Here is a 24,286-nt window from a genome sequence, read left to right on the forward strand (position 1 = left end):
CAATTACCAAGATGAAGAGGTGCTATTAAAATAAAGTGTTAGGATGCCGTTTTGGTAATCCATTGGTACCACCAGAATGGATAAGATAACAAAAAGAGCAATAATAACGATGATAGCCGAGTTACGACGAAAGGGGCGTGCTTTGTTCCAACTAACAACATAATCTTGTGGGGATAAACCTAATAGATAGTGAGGAGCATTATGTGTGATAACAACTTCATCATTGATAGGCTCTGCATTTCCTATCAATAAATAAGTGGTATCAGCTTCTAAAATGTACTCCTTAAAACGTTTATTGTTATATTCCAGATCTTGGTGAGGATCGATGCCAAGATGAACTAAAGGTTTATCAGCTGCAAGAATTTGAACTGAGCCGGTATCATCTGTCATAGTGAAATTGTTGATCTTTTTGTCACAGAGTGTTTGGCGATAGCTTTTCTTACCTTCTTTATCTGTCGATATGTCATATTCATAATAGCAGTAGCCATAGCACTCTTTTTTACCTAGGCGACTCGTTAATTTTTTACCCGCAGTTATCTTGCCTTCAATTTCAACCAGCCCAATGGCTAAAGAGCGAATTTTAGATGTCGCTAGAATTTTTTGAAAACGTAAAAAACGCTTTTCAGGTGTTTTTTTGGCAATTTGATAAACGAACATTAAAACGAAACTTAAAAAGAACAATCTATGGTCAATAAAAAAGCCAAAGCTTAAACAGAGCAGTAAAAGGCTAATAAATACGGTGTTAATAAGTGCTGAAAATTTAGACTCACCTTCCATTTGTAATTGATGATAATTTTTTATCGCCTTTTCACCAATATTTCCAATATGATTTGAAATACCATAGGAAAATATCAAAATGACAGCGAATGCAATACAGGAGATAAGATTAACAACAGAGTCTTCACCGCTAGGATAAAGGCCATTTTCTCGCGAAAAAAACAGATAATTTCCAGCCACAAACGCTATCCCTAAAAAGGGAACAATACCTAAGTTGTTCTTCTTTTTTTGAGCACGTTTACTGCGTAAAAAATAGATTAATGCACCTACGGTACAGCCGATAAAAAAATAAATTAACACTGCAATTATCCTTAATGCGGTTATTTAACTCATTGTTATTTAAAATGAATACCATCAAATTTCATTTCTTCTTTGGGTATTTCTAACAATTGCATGCGTTCAAAGCGGAAAAGGCCAGCAATTAAGCTATCAGGAAACATCTCTATTGCGGTGTTGTAGTTGGTGGTTGCATCATTAAAGCCTTCACGACGTTGAGCAATTTTATTTTCTACATCACTAACACCGGTTTGAAGTAGTGCTAATTGTTCACCAGAAATTAACGTCGGATAATTTTCAGCAAGGGCAATCATGCCTCGTAGTGCTGTATTCATCTCATTTGATGCGCTGATTTTTTCATTAATATTTTGCGCTTTAAAGTAGCGTTGTCTTGCGTCGCTTAATGCAATAAATACACTTTTTTCGTGTTCCATTGCTTTTTCAGCTACCGCCATTAATTGAGGAATTTGGTCTGCTCTCTGTTTTAAAATAACATCAATGTTTGCAAATTGATTACTGACTTGATTGCGTGTCGCAATAAGACGGTTATAAATTGAAATACCCCAACTAATAAAAAGAACGATAAGAACGAGTAAAATAATGGCCATTATTGTCATTGTGATCCCTTCTTCTAAGTATTTAAGAAATGATGATAGCTAACTTAAAAAGTTATTTTGGTTTTTTAATTAAATTATTAGAGTAACTTAGATAAAGATGAAGAAATATACAATCAGAAAGGGCGCAAATATCCTATTTCAAGTTGCAGCATTGGTGACAGTGTTCACTCGCACTAACCACATACTAATGTATGCCTAGTATCTCATTCACTTGTCGCCTAGCTGCACCTTGAATTATTTAGAGCGTAAATAAAATGCGATGATTTATTTAGCTTGTTTTTGTAAGAACTTAACCCCTAAATCAGGGAAGTCTGTAAAGACACCTTCTGCACCCGCTTGGTTATAAATGATGTCGTAAAGTTGATCACCATCTTTTGCGTATTTAGGAAGTTTATCAATACGAACAGTAAACGGATGAATGGTCAATTTATTCGCATGAGCATCAGCAGACATACCCGTTAAGGTAATTTTTTCTGGCGTTGAGTTTTCTTCCACTAACATATGGTAATCAGGGCCAATTCCATCAGCATAAGTGGCAATCTCTTTCATTGCACCCGGCTTAAACATCCATTCATAGCTGTAGTTTGTCCATGTACCGTCAGGCTGTTTCTCATAAGTCTCATTCCAGTCGGTATAAGCAATTAACTGAACGAGTTTTAAGTCCATGCCCATTTTTGGCATTAATTCTGTTTTGATGCGTTTTAGGTCGTTAGCATCGAATGATTGTAGATAAACATTGTCAGTTTTTTTCGTATAACCGTACTGTTTAAGTACTTCCAGCACTTTGGTGGTAATGTCTTTACCTTCTTGTTCATGAAACCAAGGTGCTTTAATTTCAGGGTAAATACCAATATCTTGGCCTGTTGATTTGTTTAGACCTTGGATAAATTCAATTTCTTCTTGGAAAGTATGTACACGAAAATCCGATTTACCCATAGGGAAACGGTTTGGGTAACTTTGGACCTTTTTACCATCAACAATGTCAAAACCTTCGGTAAATTTCAGCCCTTTAATTTCCTCAAGCGTAAAATCGATAGCATAGTAACGGCCATCTTTTCTTGCTCTATCAGGATAACGATCAGCCACATCTGTTACACGATCAAGATAGTGGTCATGTAAAACAACTAATTCGTTGTCTTTGGTCATCACCAAGTCTTGCTCTAGATAATCTGCGCCTTGGGCATAAGCTAATGCTTTGGCAGGAAGCGTATGTTCAGGCAAATAACCACTTGCACCACGGTGAGCGATAACAACCTTATCGCTTGCCGCTTGTGCGATTGCACTTAAAGATAGAGTTAAAAGAACGCCTGCAACTAACGGTTTTATTCTAAAAGATGTACTCATAAAGCAGCTCCATTTTAATTCTACGTACAATAAAGTTATGTACAGTTGGCAATAAAAAAGCCACATCAAAACAGTTGATGTGGCTTGGTTTTAGAGATGAGATTTAACTAATTTCATAAATAATCAGTTAGCGATTATTCGTACTTCTGAAGCATTTCACGTTTGTGTTTGGTTTCAGTAACCATCACGATAAGTAATAACACAACAGACAGTGCACTACCGCCGATCATGACCATAAAGCCACCATCCCAGCCGAAGTAGTCAACTGTGTAACCTACGATAGCACTCGCTGCAACAGAACCACCTAAGTAACCGAATAGACCGGTAAAGCCTGCTGCTGTACCTGCTGCTTTTTTCGGTGCAAGCTCAAGAGCATGCAGACCAATCAACATAACAGGACCGTAGATTAAGAAACCGATAATTAACATACACGCCATATCAACATTCGGGTTACCCGCTGGGTTCATCCAGAATACGATAGTTGCGATAGTAACTAAGGTCATGAAGAACACACCTGTTGCACCACGGTTACCTTTGAATACTTTATCTGACATCCAACCACACAGCAGTGTGCCCGGAATACCTGCGTATTCGTATAAGAAGTAAGCCCATGATGATTTATCCATTGCGAAGTGTTTTACTTCACGCAGATAAGTTGGTGACCAGTCCAGCACGCCGTAACGTAGTAAGTAAACGAACACGTTCGCAATCGCAATCATCCACAGAAGTTTGTTAGGGAACACATACTTCATAAAGATTTCTTTTGCAGTCAGTTCTTGTTCGTCAGTTTCCTTATAATCAGGTGGATAGTCGTTTTTGTACTCTTCGATTGAAGGTAAACCACATGATTGAGGGGTATCGCGCATTAATGCGAATGCGATCATTGCAACTAAAATTGCTGCAATTGCTGGCATATATAACGCTGCTTTCCAGTCGTTAAACCACGCCATACCTAATAAGAATAGTAACGGAGGTAAACCACCACCGACGTTATGTGCACAGTTCCAAATTGAAACGATACCGCCACGTTCTTTCTGTGACCACCAGTGCACCATGGTACGTCCACAAGGAGGCCAACCCATACCTTGGAACCAACCACAAAGGAACAACAGAACGAACATTACCATAATGCTCGAAGTTGCCCATGGCACAAAGCCCATAAATAGCATCACTACAGACGCTAAAATAAGACCTGCTGGTAAGAAATAACGTGGGTTAGCACGGTCAGAGAATGAGCCCATGATAAACTTAGAGAAACCATAAGCAATTGAGATCCCTGATAAAGCAAAACCTAGGTCACCTTTAGAAAAACCTTCTTCTACGAGGTAAGGCATTGCTAACGCAAAGTTTTTTCTTACTAAATAATAAGCAGCATAACCGAAGAAAATCCCCATAAAGATCTGCCAGCGTAGGCGACGATAGACGGGATCTATCTGCTCTTTTGGCAAACGCGCTTTATGTGGCGCAGGTCTAAACAGACTTAACATATTAGCCTCCGATGGCTTTTATTTTAATATGTTGATATTAAATAATGACAAAACGAACAGTGAAATTATCAAAAAATTTTCTTTAACGAACTTAATAGTAAACTTATACAATCAAATTTACTGTGAGGTATTACTCAGTTGTCGAATAATTTTTCAAGATGTGCAATTTTGAGTGATATGTTAACTTTATCAAATACTTTTTGTTAAATAATTTGTGATTAGTATCACAGATGTGGTTTTAACTTTTCACTTGTGAGCGTTTCTCTTTCGTTTTTGCTCATTATCAAACATTAACCACACTTTTTGTGTATCTTATACACTATAATTAACGCTAAAGAATAATTAAGCGTTTGCTGAATGTAATGTGAGAGGGCATCTCTATGATGAGCGGTTCACCAGTGACAGAAACTGATGTCATTATTATTGGCGGAGGAGCAACCGGTGCAGGCATGGCAAGAGACTGTGCACGCCGTGGATTACGTTGCGTCCTGCTTGAAAGACACGATATTGCAACCGGTGCAACCGGTCGAAATCATGGGTTGTTACACAGTGGTGCGCGTTATGCAGTAACCGATCCTGAGTCAGCGCGTGAGTGTATTGAAGAGAATATGATCTTAAAACGGGTCGCTCGTCATTGTGTAGAAAAGACGGATGGCCTTTTTATTACCCTACCCGAAGATTCTTTAGAGTTTCAACAGACTTTTATTCAAGCTTGCCAAGCTGCAGGTATTGATGCTCAAGCGATTTCACCCGAAGAAGCTATTCGCTTAGAGCCTTCTGTTAATCCGAATCTAATCGGTGCAGTTAAAGTACCTGATGGCACAGTTGATCCGTTTCGTTTAACCGCAGCAAATATGTTAGATGCTCGCGAACATGGTGCACAAGTCCTGACCTATCATGAAGTCGTTGGTCTTATTCGTGAAGGTGATCGTGTTAAAGGTGTCAAAGTTTACGATCATCAAACGAAAAGAATGTACGAAATTCGCGCACAAATTGTGGCGAATGCTGGCGGTATTTGGGGACAAAAAATTGCTGAATACGGTGAGTTAAAAGTTCGAATGTTCCCAGCAAAAGGGGCATTACTGATTTTGGGTCATCGTATTAACAATATGGTGATCAACCGTTGTCGTAAACCTGCGGATGCCGATATTTTAGTACCTGGCGATACGATTTCATTAATTGGTACAACTTCAACACGCGTACCTTACGATGAAATTGACAATATGTATGTCACCCCTGAAGAAGTCGATATTCTTATTCGTGAAGGTTCAATGTTAGCGCCAAAACTGGCTCAAACTCGAATTCTACGTGCTTATGCTGGTGTACGTCCTTTAGTGGCAAGTGATGATGATCCGTCAGGTCGTAATGTTAGCCGTGGTATTGTTTTACTCGACCATGCGCAACGTGATGGATTAGAAGGCTTTATTACCATTACGGGCGGTAAATTAATGACTTACCGTTTAATGGCCGAATGGGCGACAGATAAAATCTGTGAGAAATTAAATGTCTCTGCAAAATGTACTACTGCAGAAGAGGCATTACCTGGCTCTCGCCAATCAGCAGAGCAAGCATTACGTAGCGTTGTTTCATTACCTGCACCAATTCGTGGTTCAGCGGTTTATCGTCATGGTGATTTAGCGAATAAATTACTGAGCAATGAACGTATTGATAAAAGCTTAGTATGTGAATGTGAAGCGGTAACGGCAGCTGAAGTTCGCTATGCGGTTAACTCTTTAACGGTTAATAACTTACTTGATTTACGTCGTCGTACTCGTGTGGGTATGGGAACTTGCCAAGGTGAACTCTGTGCTTGTCGTGCCGCTGGATTATTAAACCGTTTACAAGTTACTACTCCTCATGAATCAGAGCAGCAACTTGCTCATTTCCTGAATGAGCGTTGGAAAGGTATTCGACCAATTGCTTGGGGCAATGCATTACGTGAAAGTGAGTTTACCAGTTGGGTTTATCAAGGTTTATGTGGTTTAGATGCAGATATGATTGAAAAAACAGCTTCAGCGGAGGCAGATAATGAAATTTGACGTCATCATTATAGGTAGCGGACTGGCAGGATTAACTGCTGGTATTCGTCTTGCCGAAGCCGGTAAGTCTTGTGCAATCATTAGTAATGGTCAAAGTGCGTTGCATTTTTCATCAGGTTCATTGGATTTATTAACTCATCTACCTGATGGAACTGCGGTGACTCAGCCTAAAAAAGCACTGGCAACGTTAGCAGAGTTAGCGCCAAAACACCCGTATAGCCGTATTGGTGAGATACAAGTTTCAACTTTAATTGAACAAGCTCAGGCATTGTTGGCAAGTACAAGTGGTCTTGAGTATCAAGGTAATGGTGATGAAAACCATTATCGTATTACGCCAGTAGGGCGCTCTCGTATGAGTTGGATGAGTCCAATGCGAGTTCCTATTCATGGTATTGATAAAGCATTGCCGTGGAAAAAACTAGCTGTGGTAGGAATTGAAGGTTTCTTAGATTTTCAGCCACAATTTGCAAGCAACACGCTTAATGAGCAAGGTGTTGAAGCTATTCCTTATCATATCCACTTACCGTTATTAGATAGATTGCGTGATAATCCAAGTGAATTTAGAGCAGTTAATATTGCACGTTATTTAGATAAACCAGAAAACACACAAGCGTTAGCTGACGAACTGAAAAAGCACATTGATGACAGTGTTGAGGCGATTATTTTACCTGCATGTATTGGGCTTGATGCTGAAGAGCCAGTGACATTACTGCAACAGTTAGTAGGTAAACCGATTTGTCTATTACCAACATTGCCACCTTCTCTATTAGGAATTCGTCTACATCAAGCATTAAAACTGCGTTTTCAAAAAGCGGGTGGTTTAATTATGCCTGGTGATCGCGCGGAGGAAGTTGACTTAGTGGGTAACACTGTTACAGGCGTTCATACTAGAAATCACACTGATATTCCTATTCGCAGTGAGCATGTGGTGTTAGCAACGGGAAGCTTTTTCAATAATGGCTTAATTGCCGAATTCGATCGTGTTTATGAGCCTTTAATGGAACTGGATTTGTTAGAGACATTACCTCGTAATGAGTGGACACAAGAGAATGTCTTTGCGAAACAGCCTTATATGCGCTTTGGTGTTAATACCGATAGCCAATTAAGGCCCATGAAATATGGTGAAGTATTAGACAATGTTTATGCTGTGGGCGCTGTGTTAGGTGGATTTGATCCGCTAAATGAAGGTTGTGGTGCGGGTGTTTCAATGATTAGCGCTCTTTATGCCGCGCAACAAATTTTACAGCATCATAAATCAGAACAGACCACATCTGCGGTTGTGGAGGCAGCACAATGAGTTTACAAGATAACAGTTTTGAAGCTTGCATTAAGTGTACAGTTTGTACAACTTATTGCCCTGTTGCAAAAGTGAATCCACTTTATCCTGGGCCTAAACAAGCAGGCCCTGATGGTGAGCGTTTACGCTTGAAAGATCCGATGCTTTATGATGAAGCATTGAAATATTGCACTAACTGTAAGCGTTGTGAAGTTGCATGTCCGTCAGATGTAAAAATTGGTGATATTATTTCGCGTGCGAAACTGAACTACAACACCAAAACACCTAAGATTCGGGATGCTATTTTAAGTCATACGGATTTAATGGGAACATTATCAACGCCAATGGCGCCGATAGTAAATACTATTACCGGATTAAAACCAGTCCGTAAAATCTTGGATAAAGCGCTTAAAATCGACCATCGTCGTGAATTACCAAAATACTCTTTTGGTACATTTAGAACATGGATGAAAAAACAGGTTGAAGAGCAGGCGCGCTTTAAAGATCAAGTTGCCTTCTTCCATGGTTGTTATGCTAACTATAACCACCCGCAATTAGGGAAAGATTTAGTTAAAGTATTCAACAAAATGGAGATTGGCGTTCAGTTATTAAAACGCGAAAAATGCTGTGGTGTTGCATTAATTGCGAATGGTTTTGTTAAACAAGCCAAAAAACAAGCCGCTGTGAACCTCGAATCGCTGACAGAAAAAATTGTTGAAAACAATATTCCTGTTGTTGCAACATCATCAACCTGTACCTTCACTATTCGTGATGAGTATGAACATATCCTTGATGTTGATACATCAAAAGTACGTGAAAATATCGAATTAGCGACACGTTATATTTATCGCTTACTAGAAGAGGGGCGTGAATTACCACTGAAACATACCCCGTTAAAAGTGGCATATCACACCCCTTGTCATATGGAAAAAATGGGATGGACGGCATATTCCATTGATTTAATTAAACGTATCCCTGGTGTTGAGGTGATTGTTCTTGATTCTCAATGCTGTGGTATTGCCGGAACTTACGGTTTTAAATCTGAAAATTACGATGTTGCTCAAGGCATTGGTGCGGGCTTATTCCGTCAAATTGAAGAGAGTGGTTGTGATTTAGTTATTACAGACTGTGAAACTTGTAAATGGCAAATAGAAATGTCAACAACGAAAAAATGTGAACACCCCATTAGTTTATTGGCAAGAGCATTATAAGTATTGCCTATTAGATAATAAAAAAGTAATTGATTACTAAGATAGCAAGCAGCTAGGGAGTAAAAGAGGATCTTTTATTCCCTTTTTTTATTCTTATTAAAAAACATGTGAAATATAAGAAATTAAGGAAATTAAATAACCTGATATTGTGTAGCACAGGTTATTTAAATACTTTTATTTTTAATGAGAGATATAGGTGTTTTGATAAAGCCAAATATTTTGGACTTTTTTAAGTGTGATATTTTGCCCATCAGTCAGCGATAATGCCTGTTTTCCTGCCTCATTAATAATGGGGATATCTAATGCATTCGCTAATACGGTTGTGTTAGATAGTGGATTCCCATGACTTAATAAAATCCCTTTAATTTTATGGGTATCAAGTGCGATTAATGTTGATGGATGAAGTTGTTTTGTCACTAGAATAGCATTCGGATAAGGAGGAGGCGTTATTGGTGGTGGTGCTGACGTCAAATAGCGTAGTAATCGAGATAAAATATCATCTAAATCACTTTCTCTGGCACGCATATTATCATCATCCATTTGTGCATAAGTATCTATTAAATCAATAAATGTCTGTTGTAGGGCAAACTCAGCATTACAGTGATGTTTACTTATCATGCTACATACAGTTAGTTGTAATTCTGCATTTTCTAATAAGAAACGATGACTAGAAAAAATATGAGTATATTGCTCGCCAATCTTGCGATAGGTTTCTTCGGTTAACCAGTCTATATCTTTTTTTGAACGCTCAATCGCTTTAACTAAGCGTTTCTGCTCTTCGAGTAATAAATGAGAAGATATTTTTTTCTAGGGATAACAAAGCGATGATAAGGGTAGAGCCAAACAGGCGCTGTGATAATTCTAATAGGTTCGTAATTGGTATTTTTGGGGTGAATGTTAAAGTTAGGGAGATTTTCCCCTAATTGAAGTTTCTTTATCGTAATGGTTTTATGTGCTGCTTTTTCTGCTTCTTCAAGGGAAGCGCCGAGCGCAATGCTATTGGCTGCCGCTAGTGTTCCCTCAACAATAGGAGCAGAGCTTAGTGCTACATTTGCTGCAACGGCATGTTCGAGATTTGCGATTGCAAGTGCGGCATTTTGCGCTGAGTGATAAGTATCGAGTAAAACGAGTACACCTTGCTTGCTATAACACTTTTTGATTGCTGTGAGTATAGTTTCTGGAGACACTTCATTTGTGAGATCTAAAGGTGTTTGATTATTGGTCGCAATGGCAATTTTTACTTGGCGATCTACAGTCTGATTAACGAGTTCTTTTATACCATTGGCAAGCGTAAGGCTTTTTGAAACTAATACGATACTGACCATAAAGCACCCTTTTTTATGAATACAAACAGGGAGATAAAGACTCCCTGTTTACTCAGGCTTTAATAAAGCCATTCCCGTCCTAATTGGTCGGCAGTTAAAATTGCGGCGTAAACCTTATCTGAATCAACATCAAACGGCATGTTATAAATTGTCTCTCCTTCAGCACAACTTAACTCAGCCACTGCCATGATTTTTTCATTCAGCTCATCGCCTGTGGTATTGATACCCAATTCTTCTAAGGTGACAGGTAATCCCACTAAAATACAGAAGTCGAGAAACTCTTCTAATTCTTCTAATGGGCTATTTTCTAACACTAATTGCACTAATGTACCAAAGGCAACTTTTTCGCCATGATACATATGGTGACACTCTTCTAGTGCAGTAAATCCATTATGGATGGCATGAGCCGCAGCAAGGCCCGCACTTTCGAAACCAATACCACTTAGGAATGTATTGGCTTCGATAATATTTTCGACAGCCGTTGTACAAACTCCTCGGCTAACCGACAGTTTTGCTTTATAGCCATCTTCTAAAAGAGTGTTATAGCAAAGTTCAGCCAAAGCAAGTGCTGCAAGCGTTGACTTACCCCCTGCCATAGTTTGTTTTTGTGCGTTGCTACAGGCTCTCGCTTCAAAGTAAGTCGCTAAAGCATCCCCCATACCTGCAACTAATAAACGGGCAGGCGCAGAAGCGATAACATTAGTATCCATAACAACCACATCAGGGTTGGTTGGGTAAAATAGATAACTATCAAATGCACCGAGTTCTGTATAAATAACAGAAAGGGCGCTGGTTGGCGCATCAGTAGAGGCAATGGTAGGGGATATCACGACTGGGAGCTGGCATTTATAAGCAACAGCCTTGGCGGTATCGAGTGTTTTACCACCACCAACGCCGATGATCACAAGCGATGCTTGGGCTTTTGAGAGTTCGGATAAACGATTAATTTCGTTATGTGTACACTCACCATTAAACAGTTCAAAGTGCCCATTCACTTCATATTGAGACATACTGTCTTTAACGGTATTGCCGACTAATTCCATGACAAATTTATCAGCAATAATCAATGCTCTATTGCCAAAAGGCTTCGCGTACTTACCAATATGAAATAACGCATCAGGCCCTTGAATATATTTAGCGGGGGATTGAATAACTTTTAACATAATAGACTCCTACTATTCGCAAAAGAGAGTAAAAAATCCTTATGGTGGGGCTCGTCATCCCAACAGACATATAACAATATGGAGACGATCCAAGAATACATTAACAGTTTAATAGGTGAATAAAATAATTTATTGTAAATAATTAATAGATTTTATATTAGCATGCAAAAAACATAGTAATAATGATATTTAAGCAATATTTTGTGAGTTGTTTAACTAATCACGCTAATTAATTACGGTATGAAATATTTACATTAAATAATAAAACATTTTAATCAGAATAAAGCTTCATAAAATTGAGTTATGAAGCTTTATTATTGGAATAATGACATTAATTTCATTATTATTTTGCGAGGTGTGCCTGATTATGAACGGATCTCAGCATAATCTTGTTTTTGATTTTCTTGTGCGAAAAAGTGACGCAAAATGAAATTCAATAGAACGCCATAAGCAGGCAAGAAAAACAGCATACAAATGGTTAATTTAAACACATAGTCCACTAAGGCGATTTCTACCCAATTTTCTGCCATAAAGGCGTCAGTGCTGCGGTAAAACGCAATAAAGAAGAAGGCCAGTGTGTCGAGTAAATTACCAAAGAACATTGCTGCACTTGGCGCAACCCACCATTTTTGTTGTTGTCTTAAACGATTAAAGACAGACACATCCATGATTTGACCTAACACATAAGCCATAAAGCTTGCTGTCGCAATTCTTGCCACCATGATATTAAAATCAGCTAATGAGGCAAATCCCTGCCAACTGCCTTGGAAAAAAAGCGTTGAGATCAGGTAAGAAATTGCCAATGCAGGTAGCATAACAGCGGTAATAATGCGTCTGGCAAGTGGTGCGCCATAAATACGAACCGTTAGATCTGTTGCCAGAAAAATAAACGGAAAGGTAAAGGCACCCCAAGTGGTATGGAAACCAAAAATGGAGATAGGTAACTGCACAAGATAGTTACTAGAGGTAATTATCAAGATGTGGAACAAAGAAAGCCATAACAGCGCCACCGCTTTTTGGCGGGGAGTAAACGTATACATAAATTGTACCTTTTTAGTGATTGGGGTGAGGGAACCCAATAAAACAGTGATTTCTCTCTTAAATGAGAGGATGCGCATAATACGCTGGTTGCGCAACAAAAGCAAAGGTTGGGGAAAATTCCCTTGCGTTTAATGTGCCGTGATGTGAACACGAAAGAGAGATATAATAATAGCATCTGTCAGTGTAAGAAAAATGGTTAATAGAATGAATGCTCAATTTGACGATGCAACTAAAACATTAGATACGCTAGGGCTACGTTGCCCAGAGCCTGTGATGTTAGTGCGTAAAACCATAAGAAATATGGCATTAGGTGAGACGTTATTAGTGATTGCTGATGATCCTGCGACTGTGCGTGATATTCCAGGATTTTGCCGTTTTATGGAACATGATTTATTAAATCAAGAGATACAATCTGCACCATATCGTTATCTTATTCGTAAAAAAGAGAGCAATTTGTAATTTATGCTGTAAATATTGCTAATCTTAACGCTAAAAAATAACCCAAACTCCAGATTAACTGAGGTTTGGGTTTTGTTATTTTAACGTGCTTACTCTTTATGTGAGGCGTTAATTTTTACTCTTAATAGTCTTACTGCATTGGCTGTAACCAGTGCTGTTGCGCCGGAGTCAGCAAGAACAGCAACCCAAAGTCCTGTAATTCCTAATAAGCTTGTTACTAAAAATATCGCTTTTAAACCAAGTGCTATCGTAATGTTTTCACGGATGATTTTACGTGTCGCACGAGATAGCTTAATAATTTCAGGTAAGCCCGTTAAGCGATTATGTGTCAAGGCTGCATCAGCCGTTTCAAGTGCAACGTCAGTACCGCTTCCCATTGCAACACCAATAGTTGCAGCCTTCATTGCTGGCGCATCATTGATACCATCACCCACCATCATTGTGTTATGTGTTTTACTGATTTCCATTACTGAAGTCACTTTATCTTCAGGTAGCAATCCTGCTCGGAAATCCATACCCAGTTTTTTCGCAATAGCCGCGGCTGCTCTTGGATTATCACCCGTTAGCATAACGGCATTGATGTTCATCTCTTTCAATAACTTCATTGATTCAACAGCATCATTGCGTAAGGTATCTTGCATAGCAATAACACCGATAAGCTGACTCTCTTTTAATACAACAACCACGGTTTTACCTTCATCTTCAAGGCGTGCAACTTCTTGTTGCCACTGAGAAGAGAGCGATGTGTTATCTGATAACTGAGCAGGCGCACTCACTAGAATATGTTGGCTATTTAAATAACCTTCAATGCCTTTGCCCGCTAAGGCTTTACGATCTTCAGCCTCAACAACAAGCACACCGTTTTCTTGCGCCTTATTGATAATAGCTTTTGCTAATGGGTGATGAGAGCCAATTTCTACGGATGATGCAAAAGTTAGGACATCTTTTTCATTAAACCCGGTTTCAGCTACAACGTCAGTAACTTGAGGTTTCCCTTCTGTTAATGTGCCAGTTTTATCTAGTGCGATAGTATTAACTGTACCCAATTGTTCTAATGCTGCGCCACCTTTGATCAGTGCTCCGCGTTTAGTTGCTGCCGCTAATGCTGAAGTGATAGCCGCGGGTGTTGAGATAACTAAAGCACAAGGACAACCAATCAATAATAGTGTTAAGCCGCGATAAATCCATGTTTCCCAAGGTTGTGAGAACAACAATGGTGGTACAATAATAACCAGCGCAGAGAACAACATAATCGCAGGTGTATAGTAACGGCTAAAACGGTCAATAAAGCGTTCAATTGGCGCTCTACGCTCTTCAGCTTCTTCAATCAATTGCAAAATACGGTCAATAGCATTTTGCCCTTGTTCAGATACCACTTTCATTTGCACTGATCTATCAACAGATAAACAACCTGCAGCCACTTTTTCGCCTTGCAAACGCTCTACTGGTACAGATTCACCGGTTAATGCACTTTCATCAAAACTTGCAAATGTACTGACTAATTCAGCATCTGTTGGCAAACGTGAACCTGGGGCGATTTCGATAATATCGCCAGGGCGCAGTTGCGCAACAGGAACTGTTTGTTTTTTGCCATCTTTGATTAATGTTGCTTCTTCTGGCACTAGTGCCATTAATGCACTTACACCACGACGAGCACGACCTGCAGCGTAAGACTCTAACATCTCACCAATCATAAACAGCAAAATAACCATTGCTGCTTCTTCGGTAGCATTAATAAATAGCGCACCAATTGCAGCAACGCTCATTAATGTTTCGATAGCAAATGGTGTGCCACTGCGAATAAGTTGTAAGGACTTTTTCACAATGGGGAATAAACCAATTAAAGTTGTTGCGATAAAGGCTGCACGACCCGCTTGAGGATCAATAAATTCTGTACCCCAGCTAATCGCCATTAAAAGCGCCAATACAATAACAAATGAACTTTCTTTTAAGAGGCTTTGCTTAGCCACTTTTTGAGATTGAGGTGAAGATAGGTCAAAAAGCTCAAAGCCTGCACTGTTAATGGCGGCAATGACATCAGCGCGTAAATCACTATCCGCATCAACGACCAGTTTTTCAGTGGCAAAAAGCACTTTTGCTTGTTTTACACCTGTGACTTTGAGTGCTGCGGTTTCAATTTTTTGAGCGCAACTTGGGCAATCCATTCCTTGTACTTTCCAACTAAAGCGTTGTTGTGCAACTTTTTCTGGCTCAATGTTAGAAACAGGAGCGTTGATATCACAGCTTCCATGAGCATGGTTATGCCCATCATGGTTATGATCGTGTCCATCATGATCATGTTGGTGATCATGTTCGTGGGAGTGTCCGTGATGATGCTCATCCTCACATTCAGGATCACTTTTGTCTATCTTGGTATGAGAATGTCCACTTTCAGTATGTGAGTGCGTACTATTCTCTGAGTGGCCTGAACAGCATTGAGAACTTGAGCAACAAGCATCGGTATGTTTATGATTATCGTGTTGATGAGCATGTTTAGTCATAACTGGCTCTCCTTGTTCAACGAAGTAAAGTTCTAAAATCATTTATTTGATAAGTACTTTACAGCTTGGAGTAGAGTCCAGAGTCAAGATGTGCGACAGAAATTAATTGGCAAAAAGTGCGAATTAAATTAGAAGTCTAACCCCTTGATTTAAATATTTAAACCAAGGGGTTGATGAAAACTAAAGGAATAAGGCTCTAACAATAAAGAAATGCCCAATAAAATAACAGGCACTGACAAGCCCTTTTGAGGCTGAAAATGAGAAGCGGAATCGGTTGATTAACCATATTGAGTAAGCAATCACTAACAATAATGATCCGATCATCACTGATAAGTTGTAATCATTGCTTAAGTAGAAGAATTTTTCACCAGCCACCCAGAACATAGCAAATGCAGCTAATAAAGTTAGGGAGGCTGGAATAGCTAATTTATCGAGCTTAGTCCAAACAATGGCTAAAATGATAATGAAAGCAAGAATAACGAACCCAAGTAAAGGAAGATAAAATGAGAGTTGTAATGGGAGTAAAAAACTCACCATATAAAGAATGTAGCTTAGAAAAATCAATGCGAAAGATGGTAGTAAATACTTACCATCAAATATTCTTAGGATATCAGAAAGTAGTGTCGCTAATAACGCACCAACAATCAGGTAGCTATTAATGTTGTGTTCGGGAACTTGCCATGCCCAAAGTAATAAAAGAAGTAGTGTGATAGGACGGAATAACCATCGTTGCCAATTCGGCCCACGATATGCCGCATCAATATAAAGCCATCCGGAGAATAATACCGCGAGAAAAGGCCAACTCATAATATCTTCCTTATATTCAGAACTGTTTTATTATTCATAACAGAAAGCTTAATTTAAGAATAGCGGTTAATGACGAAACTGACGGACTTATTAAAATAATATAAAGCACACTACTTTTTAATCCATATAACGATAGGAATTAATGTAATGAATAAAGCAGCGATTATTGGTATTGCAGTACTGATTATAATTATCGCATCGGCAACTTATCGTTTTTTTGAACAGCGAAAACAACGAATAAGTGACGATAACTCACCTGTAAAACTTTATATGGTTGAAGTCATTGATAAAAAAGAAATTGTGGCTAATGAACGACGCTCAAGAGAAAATGATGTGAATGGCCCAGAAACAACTCATTATTATCAAGTGACCTTTCGTTTAACCACTGATGAACGTAAAGATTTGCTCTTGAATATTGATAAATCATCTTATCAAAATATCGAACCTAAAATGAAAGGACGTTTATTTATGCAAGGCAGTCGTTTTGTACAGTTTGAAACAGATATGCCAATCGATGAGCAAAATAATAAATAAGCGAAAGTATTTATAAGATTGGCAAGCTCTGGGGTAGATGGGTAACCCCAGATAATTGCGAGGGTATACGAAGATCACAGCTATTGTTTTGTTTTATTTTTCTGTTTTTCTTCGTATTCTTTTCGTAATTCTTTTTGTATTTTTAATAATTCAAAAATACCAAAGAAGAAAATACGAAATTGCAATCCAGTGGAGGGTTTTTGATCTTTAGGTTGCCCTGCTTTATACATGACAATTTGTAATCCATGCATAATTACCATAAAAATCAATGCAATATCCATAAAGTATTTTAATGGTTTAGGAAAAGGGGAAATAATATTTAAAAATAGAAAGCCCCAAACGCCGACCATCAAAAATCGGCCAAAAAAGATTAACATAACAACTCCATAAAAAATTAAGCAGATAAACTGCGAATATAAAGGCGATACGCAACTTGCCCTGCGATCTTCTCTCTATGCAATGTCCAATGGATTGGCAGTGTATAAGTCTGTGCTTTAACTTCTTCCTCAATATAAATATAGCAATCTTGCGCTAACCAACCGTTATTTTCTAATAATTGGACAGTGTCAGACAACATGCCTTTATGAAAAGGAGGATCTAAGAAAACGACATTATAAGGCGTGCCTTGTTTTGCGAGAAAGGATAATGCGCTGTCTTGAATAACATGTCCATTATCAGCATTAAGTAAGGCTAAATTTGCAGTAATTTGTTGGGCAACAGGACGCTCATATTCGATAAAAGTGGTTTCACGAGCATAGCGAGAAAGAGCCTCAATTCCCAAGCCACCACTACCAGCAAAACAGTCGAGACAGCGAGCATCTTGGATGATGGGCATAAGCCAATTAAAGAGCGTTTCTTTCACTCTATCGGTTGTTGGTCGTAATCCTTGACTATCGAGAACAGGAAGTTTACGACCACGCCATTTACCCCCAATTATTCTAATTTGTCCCATTGGGGCTTTTTGTGGTTTTTTGGCCATATTATTTTGATTTATATCGTTTAAACGTGATTTCTGGAGTGTCTTTTGGAATAAGGGATCAGTGTCTCTTGATATCTTGATGACTTCCCTTGATTTAATCCGGAATAATTTACCATAAAATTCGTATAAAAGATGCGTTTATCCATGATCAAATGATAGACTTCATTATTATTTTCAATATCGTCAATGTAATCGCGCCATGATTTAGTGCGAGGAGTTTAGTAGCTAATGGCAAAAGAAAAAAAAGGTTTTTTCTCGTGGCTCGGTTTTGGGCGTAACAAAGAAGAAAATATTGAGCAAGAGAAAGAGCAGCAACGCTTAGAAGAAGAGCGTTTAGAAAAAGAACGTTTGGCAAAAGAAGCACAAGAAGAGGCTGTTCGCCAAGCAGAACTAAAAGCGGAGCAAGAGCGTTTAGAGGCAGAGCGCCAAGAAGCGCAACGTGTTGTGCAAGATAGATTGGCACTGGAAGCCGAAAAACAACGTTTAGAACAAGAAAAAACACAACGCCAAGCAGAAATAGAGGCAGAACAAGCGCGTCTAGAAGCAGAACATGCAGAACAAGTACGTCAGGCTCAAGAAGCGCAAACTCAACGTTTAGCACAAGAAGAAGCCCAGCGCCAAGCGGAACTTAAAGCGGAGCAAGAGCGTTTAGAAGTACAACGTGCGGAGCAGGAACGTTTAGCGCAAGAAGCCGAGACTCAACGTTTAGCACAAGAAGAAGCCCAGCGCCAAGCGGAACTAAAAGCAGAGCAAGAACGTTTAGAAGCGCAACGTGCGGAGCAGGAACGTCTAGCGCAAGAAGCCGAGACTCAACGTTTAGCACAAGAGGAAGCCCAGCGCCAAGCGGAACTAAAAGCGGAGCAAGAACGTTTAGAAGCGCAACGTGCGGAGCAGGAACGTCTAGCGCAAGAAGCAGAGACTCAACGTTTAGCACAAGAAGAAGCCCAGCGCCAAGCGGAACTAAAAGCAGAGCAAGAACGTTTAGAAGCGCAACGTGTAGAGCAGGAACGTTTAGCGCAAGAAGCAGAGACTCAACGTTTAGCACAAGAAGAAGCCCAGCGCCAAGCGGAACTAAAAGCAGAGCAAGAACGTTTAGAAGCGCAACGTGTAGAGCAGGAACGTTTAGCGCAAGAAGCCGAAGCTGAACGCCTTGCGCAAGAGGAAGCCCAGCGCCAAGCGGAACTTAAAGCAGAGCAAGAACGTTTAGAAGCGCAACGTGTAGAGCAGGAACGTTTAGCGCAAGAAGCCGAAACTCAATGTTTAGCGCAAGAAGAAGAAAACGAACGTCTCGCTATTGCGCAAGCAGAAGCAGAAGATATTGAATCTTTACGCGAAGAAGTGCTTGCAGATAAAGTCGTTGAGCAAGAAAAACCTAAAAAAGAAGGTTTCTTTAGCCGACTGAAAAAAGGCTTGCTAAAAACTCGCCAGAACTTAGGCTCAGGATTTCTTGGTCTATTTCGTGGTAAGAAAATTGATGATGAGCTTTTTGAAGAGTTAGAAGAGCAACTCTTAATTGCTGATGTGGGAATGGAAACCACTACAAAAATTATCACCAGCCTGACCAAACACGCAACACATAAAGATCTTAAAGATGCTGAAGCCCTTTACGGCAAATTACGTGAAGAGATGGGCGAGATCTTAACGAAAGTTGATAAACCATTAAATATTGAAGGTAAAAAACCTTTTGTTATTTTGATGGTCGGAGTTAATGGTGTGGGTAAAACAACCACAATCGGAAAATTAGCGCGACAATACCAAGCTGAAGGTAAATCTGTCATGTTAGCAGCAGGTGACACCTTCCGTGCCGCCGCTGTTGAACAGTTACAAGTTTGGGGTGAGCGCAATAATATTCCTGTTGTCGCACAACATACAGGCGCTGATCCTGCATCTGTGATTTTTGATGCAATTCAATCAGCACAGGCAAAAGGTGTCGATGTTCTTATTGCTGATACCGCAGGACGATTGCAGAATAAATCCCATTTAATGGAAGAGCTGAAAAAAATCGTTCGTGTTATGAAGAAATTAGACGAAGAAGCACCACATGAAGTGATGCTGACGTTAGATGCAAGTACCGGACAAAATGCAGTGAGCCAGGCTAAACTCTTTAATGAAACAGTTGGGCTAACTGGATTAACATTGACTAAACTCGATGGTACAGCAAAAGGGGGGGTTATTTTCTCTATTGCCGATCAGTTTAGTATACCTATCCGTTATATCGGGGTAGGTGAAGGTATTGAAGATCTACGTCCGTTTAAGGCCGACGATTTTATTGAGGCTCTGTTTGCCCGCGAGGAGTAGTTGTAATGATCCGCTTCGAACACGTCAGCAAGGCTTATTTAGGTGGAAGACAAGCATTACAGGGTGTTGATTTCCATCTTCGTCCTGGAGAAATGGCTTTTTTAACGGGTCACTCTGGTGCCGGTAAAAGTACATTGCTTAAGTTAATTTGTGGAATAGAACGTCCTAGTGATGGCGCTATTTGGTTTGCTGGACATGATATTAGCAGACTGAAAAATAGTGAGATCCCTTTTTTGCGTCGTCAAATTGGGATGATCTTCCAAGATCACCATTTATTGATGGACAGAACGGTTTACGACAATGTCTCTCTTCCATTGATTATTGCTGGCGCAAGTGAAGAGGATATTCGACGCAGAGTTTCTGCCGCTTTAGATAAAGTTGGGCTTTTGGATAAAGCTAAAAATTATCCTATCCAACTTTCTGGTGGTGAACAACAGCGTGTAGGTATTGCTCGCGCTGTTGTGAATAAGCCAACGGTTTTACTTGCGGATGAACCAACGGGTAACCTTGATGGTGAGCTTTCAGAAGGCATCATGCGTCTTTTTGAAGAGTTTAATCGTGTTGGTGTTACGGTGTTAATGGCAACACATGATATGTCTTTGATTGAACGCAGAAATTATCGCATTCTTACATTAGGGCAAGGCAGAATGGTGGGAGGACAAAATGGCTAAAGCAAAAAGTTCCCGTAAATCAATGCCAACGCCAGGTGCAAAAACCAAGGCACTAAAAGGGGGAAGACGTGAACAATGGCGTTATGCATGGCGTAATACCATGGCTGACTTTTTGCGCCAACCACTTTCTTCTTTTCTAACGGTAATGGTAGTCGCCATTTCATTAACATTACCTAGCATCTTTTATATTGTGTGGAAAAATGTTTCAACTGCGGCTGAGCAGTGGTATCCCACTCCACAATTAACCGTTTATCTTGATAAATCTCTTGATGATTCATTAGCTGAAGCCACGATCAAAAAAATAGAAGCCCTAGAGAAAGTGAGTGAGGTGAACTATCTTTCACGCCAAGACTCGCTGGTGGAATTCCGTTCTTGGTCCGGCTTTAGCAGTGCGTTAGATATGTTAGAAGAGAATCCTCTGCCTGCGGTAGCAATTGTGACTCCTGTTATGGAGCCAAGTGATCAACAATTGATGGTGAATTTGCGTGATACCGTGGCGAAAATACCCGGCGTTGATGAAGTCAGAATGGATGACAGTTGGTTTGCTCGGCTCTCAACGTTAACTTCATTAGTAGGGCAAATTGCCTTGGTGATTGGTTCATTGATGGTTGTCGCCCTGTTATTGGTGATTGGCAACAGTGTACGCCTCAATATTTTCAGTCGTCGCGATACTATTAATGTTATGAAACTTATTGGTGCAACCGATGGTTTTATTATGCGTCCTTTCCTGAATTGGGGATTAATTCTCGGGTTTATTGGCGCTGTGTTTGCCCTGATTTTTTCTGCTCTATTAGTGTGGAAACTTTCTGATGTGGTAACTCAAGCCGCAACGGTATTTGGGACTTCTTTTTCCATTTCAGGATTAGGATTTGATGAGTCAATTATTCTTATACTCGTAGCGATGACCATCGGTTGGCTTGCTGCATGGCTGACGACAATGCAGCATTTGCGTCAATTTACACCAGAATAATGAATTAGAGCACTTTTATACTTATCTTCTAAATAATGAGATAATGTTTTTTATCAGGCTGGGTTGCGTTAATATCGTCACCCAGCCATTTTATCAACGCCCCGTCTCTGGCATAATAATGCTCGCAATCTTTTCTAGGGACAAGCTAACGATCATGTTTGCTTCTGCATAGAAAAGTACAAAGATATGTAAACATAGATGCGAGATGAACCTTTAATCTTTATGCTGGTCAAATAGTCGTTATGATAAAAACACATCGTAAAAAACCTAACTGACTTCCTATTTAAGCTATATTTATAAGGCTCATCTGTTTTCCCTTACAGTAATAATCTTAATTATTTATTTGATTTTTATGAGGATTTGAATGACAAAAGAAATGCAATCCTTAGCATTGGTTCCGCAAGGCAGCATCGAAGCGTATATACGTGCAGCCAATTCCTATCCGATGTTAACCGCAGAGGAAGAAAAGGAACTCGCTGAACGGCTGCATTACGATGGTGACTTGGATGCAGCAAGAACGCTTATCCTTTCACATCTGCGCTTCGTTATTCATGTTGCTCGCAGCTATTCAGGTTATGGCTTACCACAAGCTGATCTTATCCAAGAAGGTAATATTGGTCTGATGAAAGCGGTGCGCCGTTTTAACCCAGAAGTGGGTGTCCGACTGGTCTCTTTTGCCGTACATTGGATCAAAGCAGAAATTCATGAATATGTGCTACGTAACTGGCGTATCGTGAAAGTCGCAACCACGAAATCTCAACGTAAACTGTTTTTTAATCTGCGAAAAAATAAAAAACGTTTAGGTTGGTTTAATCAAGACGAAGTGGAATTAGTCGCAAGAGAATTGGGCGTGTCAGAAAGTGATGTCCGAGAAATGGAATCACGAATGTCAGCACAAGATATGGCATTTGATATGTCAGCTGATGATAGTGATGACTCACATCCTATTGCTCCAGTACTTTTCTTAGAAGATAAGTCTTCAGACTTTGCCGACGGCATTGAAGAAGATAACTGGGATAATCATGCAACAGATAAACTGACGTCAGCAATTGAAACTCTTGATGAACGTAGCCAAGATATTATTCGTGCCCGTTGGCTAGATGATGATAACAAATCGACATTGCAAGATTTGGCGACAAAATATGGTGTATCTGCCGAGCGTGTTCGCCAATTAGAAAAAAATGCGATGAAGAAATTGCGTTTAGCGATTGAAGATTAATCACATTTCAGATCATGTACACGCTCTCATAAAGTAGAGTATGTTATAAAAGCGATATGAAAATATCGCTTTTTTATTGTCTGGAGAATATAACGTGAAAATAGTTATTGCCCCTGATTCATTTAAAGAAAGCTTAAGTGCGAAAGAAGTTGCAACAGCAATAAAACAAGGTTTTTCACGTTATTTACCCAATGCGCAATATTGTTGTATTCCTATGGCTGATGGCGGCGAAGGAACGGTGACATCGCTGGTGGATGCAACGCAAGGCCATTTTATATCGACACAAGTATGTTCACCTTTAGGTAAACAAGTGACCGCAACTTGGGGGCTTTTAGGGGATAACACCACTGCCGTGATTGAAATGGCACAAGCTTCTGGTCTTCATCTTATTCCCTCATCTCAACGCAATCCCAATTTAACGACCAGTTATGGTACGGGTGAATTAATTAATGCTGCACTTGAAATGGGCGTTAAAAAAATCATATTGGGATTAGGTGGAAGTGCTACAAATGATGCTGGTGCAGGTATGATGCAAGCACTTGGGCTTGGTCTCAAAGATAAGTTTGGTACATCTTTGCCCTTTGGTGGGCTGGCATTAGCACAACTTCACTCTATTGATATCACGACTCTTAACCCTAAACTAAAAAATATTGAAATTGAGCTTGCTTGCGATGTAACAAATCCGTTGTGTGGAGAAAAAGGAGCATCAGCTATTTTTGGTCCTCAAAAAGGAGCGACCAAAGATGATATTGCGCAACTTGATAAAGCCTTACATCATTTTGGTACTTATCTTGAGAAAATGACACAACACAATCTTATTAATATTGCTGGAAGTGGTGCGGCGGGTGGATTGGCGTTACCGTTACTTGCCTTTACGCAAGCAACGCTTTCGCCGGGAGTTGAACTGGTTGCCAAAGCGGTTGAATTAGAGAAATATTTTATTGATGCGGATTTGGTAATAACCGGTGAAGGTCGAATGGATAGCCAATCGGCACAAGGTAAAACGCCAATAGGGGTTGCTCTGCTCGCTAAAAAATATCACCTTCCTGTCATTGCCTTAGTCGGTGGCTATCTACCTGATTATGATGTTGTTCATCAGCAGGGAATTGATGCTGTTTTCTCTATTGTACCGGGTGTTTCTACACTGGATGATGCACTTCATAATGCGCAAAAGAATCTGAGTGAGACGGCTTATAATGTAGCTAGACTTTATACTACTCGTTCTCGTCATACTTCAAGTTGTAGCGTTGTTGACTAATATTCACTTGTCGCCTAGCTACAACTTGAATTAT

At 39.7% G+C, this 24,286-nt stretch carries 22 protein-coding genes; 10 read left to right on the forward strand and 12 right to left on the reverse strand.

The genetic code is table 11. The features are described from left to right. Window positions 1–3: 3 nt before the first annotated feature. The 4 genes from LG402_RS02410 to glpT all read right to left on the reverse strand — a co-directional run bounded on the left by LG402_RS02410 (window position 4) and on the right by glpT (window position 4,501). The gene (locus LG402_RS02410; protein ID WP_109409215.1) at window positions 4–1,077 is read right to left on the reverse strand and encodes a hypothetical protein; all 1,074 of its coding nucleotides are present in this window, start codon (window positions 1,075–1,077) and stop codon (window positions 4–6) included. Between the two features lie 35 nt (window positions 1,078–1,112). Next, window positions 1,113–1,670, reverse strand: coding sequence for a LemA family protein (locus tag LG402_RS02415; protein WP_072069826.1), 558 nt, complete (start codon window positions 1,668–1,670; stop codon window positions 1,113–1,115). A 264-nt stretch (window positions 1,671–1,934) separates the two neighbouring features. Further along, complete coding sequence (gene glpQ, locus LG402_RS02420; protein WP_109409216.1) at window positions 1,935–3,014, reverse strand: glycerophosphodiester phosphodiesterase; 1,080 nt, start codon at window positions 3,012–3,014, stop codon at window positions 1,935–1,937. A gap of 134 nt (window positions 3,015–3,148) precedes the next feature. Next, complete coding sequence (glpT, locus tag LG402_RS02425; RefSeq protein ID WP_166539730.1) at window positions 3,149–4,501, reverse strand: glycerol-3-phosphate transporter; 1,353 nt, start codon at window positions 4,499–4,501, stop codon at window positions 3,149–3,151. 380 nt (window positions 4,502–4,881) lie between these two features. On the opposite strand from glpT, the gene glpA reads away from it, so the two are divergent. Genes glpA through glpC form a run of 3 tightly spaced genes read left to right on the forward strand, consistent with a single transcriptional unit; the run spans window position 4,882 to window position 9,027 of the window. Beyond that, complete coding sequence (gene glpA / locus LG402_RS02430) at window positions 4,882–6,540, forward strand: anaerobic glycerol-3-phosphate dehydrogenase subunit A (protein WP_198624321.1); 1,659 nt, start codon at window positions 4,882–4,884, stop codon at window positions 6,538–6,540. Next, on the forward strand, window positions 6,530–7,837 hold the full coding sequence (gene glpB / locus LG402_RS02435; RefSeq protein ID WP_166539731.1) for a glycerol-3-phosphate dehydrogenase subunit GlpB: 1,308 nt from the start codon (window positions 6,530–6,532) through the stop codon (window positions 7,835–7,837). The genes glpA and glpB overlap by 11 nt, the downstream gene beginning before the upstream one ends. Then, window positions 7,834–9,027 (forward strand): anaerobic glycerol-3-phosphate dehydrogenase subunit GlpC, encoded by a 1,194-nt coding sequence (gene glpC / locus LG402_RS02440; protein ID WP_109409219.1) that lies wholly within the window; start codon window positions 7,834–7,836, stop codon window positions 9,025–9,027. The genes glpB and glpC overlap by 4 nt, the downstream gene beginning before the upstream one ends. Before the next feature lie 180 nt (window positions 9,028–9,207). Here glpC and LG402_RS02445 read toward each other — a convergent pair whose 3' ends face one another. The 4 genes from LG402_RS02445 to LG402_RS02460 all read right to left on the reverse strand — a co-directional run bounded on the left by LG402_RS02445 (window position 9,208) and on the right by LG402_RS02460 (window position 12,555). After that, complete coding sequence (locus LG402_RS02445; RefSeq protein WP_227336935.1) at window positions 9,208–9,828, reverse strand: phosphoenolpyruvate-utilizing N-terminal domain-containing protein; 621 nt, start codon at window positions 9,826–9,828, stop codon at window positions 9,208–9,210. Continuing rightward, the gene (locus LG402_RS02450) at window positions 9,789–10,352 is read right to left on the reverse strand and encodes a hypothetical protein (RefSeq protein ID WP_227336368.1); all 564 of its coding nucleotides are present in this window, start codon (window positions 10,350–10,352) and stop codon (window positions 9,789–9,791) included. Before LG402_RS02450 ends, LG402_RS02445 begins: the two co-directional genes overlap by 40 nt. 59 nt (window positions 10,353–10,411) lie before the next feature. Next, window positions 10,412–11,515 carry a glycerol dehydrogenase gene (locus tag LG402_RS02455; RefSeq protein ID WP_227336369.1) on the reverse strand — a complete coding sequence of 368 codons (1,104 nt, stop codon included), beginning with the start codon at window positions 11,513–11,515 and terminating at the stop codon, window positions 10,412–10,414. Window positions 11,516–11,880: 365 nt separating this feature from the next. Further along, window positions 11,881–12,555, reverse strand: a complete 675-nt coding sequence (locus tag LG402_RS02460) for a 7-cyano-7-deazaguanine/7-aminomethyl-7-deazaguanine transporter (RefSeq protein WP_109409221.1) — start codon at window positions 12,553–12,555, stop codon at window positions 11,881–11,883. A gap of 205 nt (window positions 12,556–12,760) precedes the next feature. On the opposite strand from LG402_RS02460, the gene tusA reads away from it, so the two are divergent. Continuing rightward, window positions 12,761–13,015 (forward strand): sulfurtransferase TusA, encoded by a 255-nt coding sequence (tusA, locus tag LG402_RS02465; protein WP_166539734.1) that lies wholly within the window; start codon window positions 12,761–12,763, stop codon window positions 13,013–13,015. Window positions 13,016–13,104: 89 nt separating this feature from the next. Here the strand turns inward: tusA and LG402_RS02470 are convergent, their stop codons facing one another. Then, complete coding sequence (locus tag LG402_RS02470) at window positions 13,105–15,516, reverse strand: zinc/cadmium/mercury/lead-transporting ATPase (protein WP_227336370.1); 2,412 nt, start codon at window positions 15,514–15,516, stop codon at window positions 13,105–13,107. A 180-nt stretch (window positions 15,517–15,696) separates the two neighbouring features. Then, window positions 15,697–16,323 (reverse strand): lysoplasmalogenase, encoded by a 627-nt coding sequence (locus LG402_RS02475; protein WP_166539736.1) that lies wholly within the window; start codon window positions 16,321–16,323, stop codon window positions 15,697–15,699. Between the two features lie 147 nt (window positions 16,324–16,470). Between LG402_RS02475 and LG402_RS02480 the strand changes: the two genes are divergently transcribed. Beyond that, window positions 16,471–16,857 carry a DUF2500 family protein gene (locus LG402_RS02480; RefSeq protein ID WP_208105130.1) on the forward strand — a complete coding sequence of 129 codons (387 nt, stop codon included), beginning with the start codon at window positions 16,471–16,473 and terminating at the stop codon, window positions 16,855–16,857. A gap of 80 nt (window positions 16,858–16,937) precedes the next feature. On the opposite strand, the gene LG402_RS02485 is transcribed toward LG402_RS02480, so the two are convergent. Then, window positions 16,938–17,234, reverse strand: a complete 297-nt coding sequence (locus LG402_RS02485; RefSeq protein WP_109409225.1) for a DUF1145 family protein — start codon at window positions 17,232–17,234, stop codon at window positions 16,938–16,940. 17 nt (window positions 17,235–17,251) lie between these two features. Continuing rightward, window positions 17,252–17,836, reverse strand: coding sequence for a 16S rRNA (guanine(966)-N(2))-methyltransferase (gene rsmD, locus LG402_RS02490; protein ID WP_072069813.1), 585 nt, complete (start codon window positions 17,834–17,836; stop codon window positions 17,252–17,254). 228 nt (window positions 17,837–18,064) lie between these two features. Between rsmD and ftsY the strand changes: the two genes are divergently transcribed. From ftsY to LG402_RS02515, 5 genes are all read left to right on the forward strand, one after another. Continuing rightward, the gene (gene ftsY / locus LG402_RS02495; RefSeq protein ID WP_227336371.1) at window positions 18,065–20,134 is read left to right on the forward strand and encodes a signal recognition particle-docking protein FtsY; all 2,070 of its coding nucleotides are present in this window, start codon (window positions 18,065–18,067) and stop codon (window positions 20,132–20,134) included. Window positions 20,135–20,139: 5 nt separating this feature from the next. Next, complete coding sequence (gene ftsE / locus LG402_RS02500) at window positions 20,140–20,805, forward strand: cell division ATP-binding protein FtsE (protein WP_023583735.1); 666 nt, start codon at window positions 20,140–20,142, stop codon at window positions 20,803–20,805. After that, window positions 20,798–21,775, forward strand: coding sequence for a permease-like cell division protein FtsX (ftsX, locus tag LG402_RS02505; RefSeq protein WP_109409227.1), 978 nt, complete (start codon window positions 20,798–20,800; stop codon window positions 21,773–21,775). The genes ftsE and ftsX overlap by 8 nt, the downstream gene beginning before the upstream one ends. Before the next feature lie 364 nt (window positions 21,776–22,139). Then, a complete protein-coding gene (gene rpoH, locus LG402_RS02510) occupies window positions 22,140–22,994 on the forward strand; it encodes an RNA polymerase sigma factor RpoH (RefSeq protein WP_166539228.1) in 855 nt (284 codons plus the stop codon). Between the two features lie 94 nt (window positions 22,995–23,088). Further along, the gene (locus LG402_RS02515) at window positions 23,089–24,252 is read left to right on the forward strand and encodes a glycerate kinase (RefSeq protein WP_166539227.1); all 1,164 of its coding nucleotides are present in this window, start codon (window positions 23,089–23,091) and stop codon (window positions 24,250–24,252) included. The last annotated feature ends 34 nt before the right edge of the window (window positions 24,253–24,286 follow it).

This window comes from Proteus sp. NMG38-2, assembly GCF_020640995.1.
GTDB lineage: Bacteria > Pseudomonadota > Gammaproteobacteria > Enterobacterales > Enterobacteriaceae > Proteus.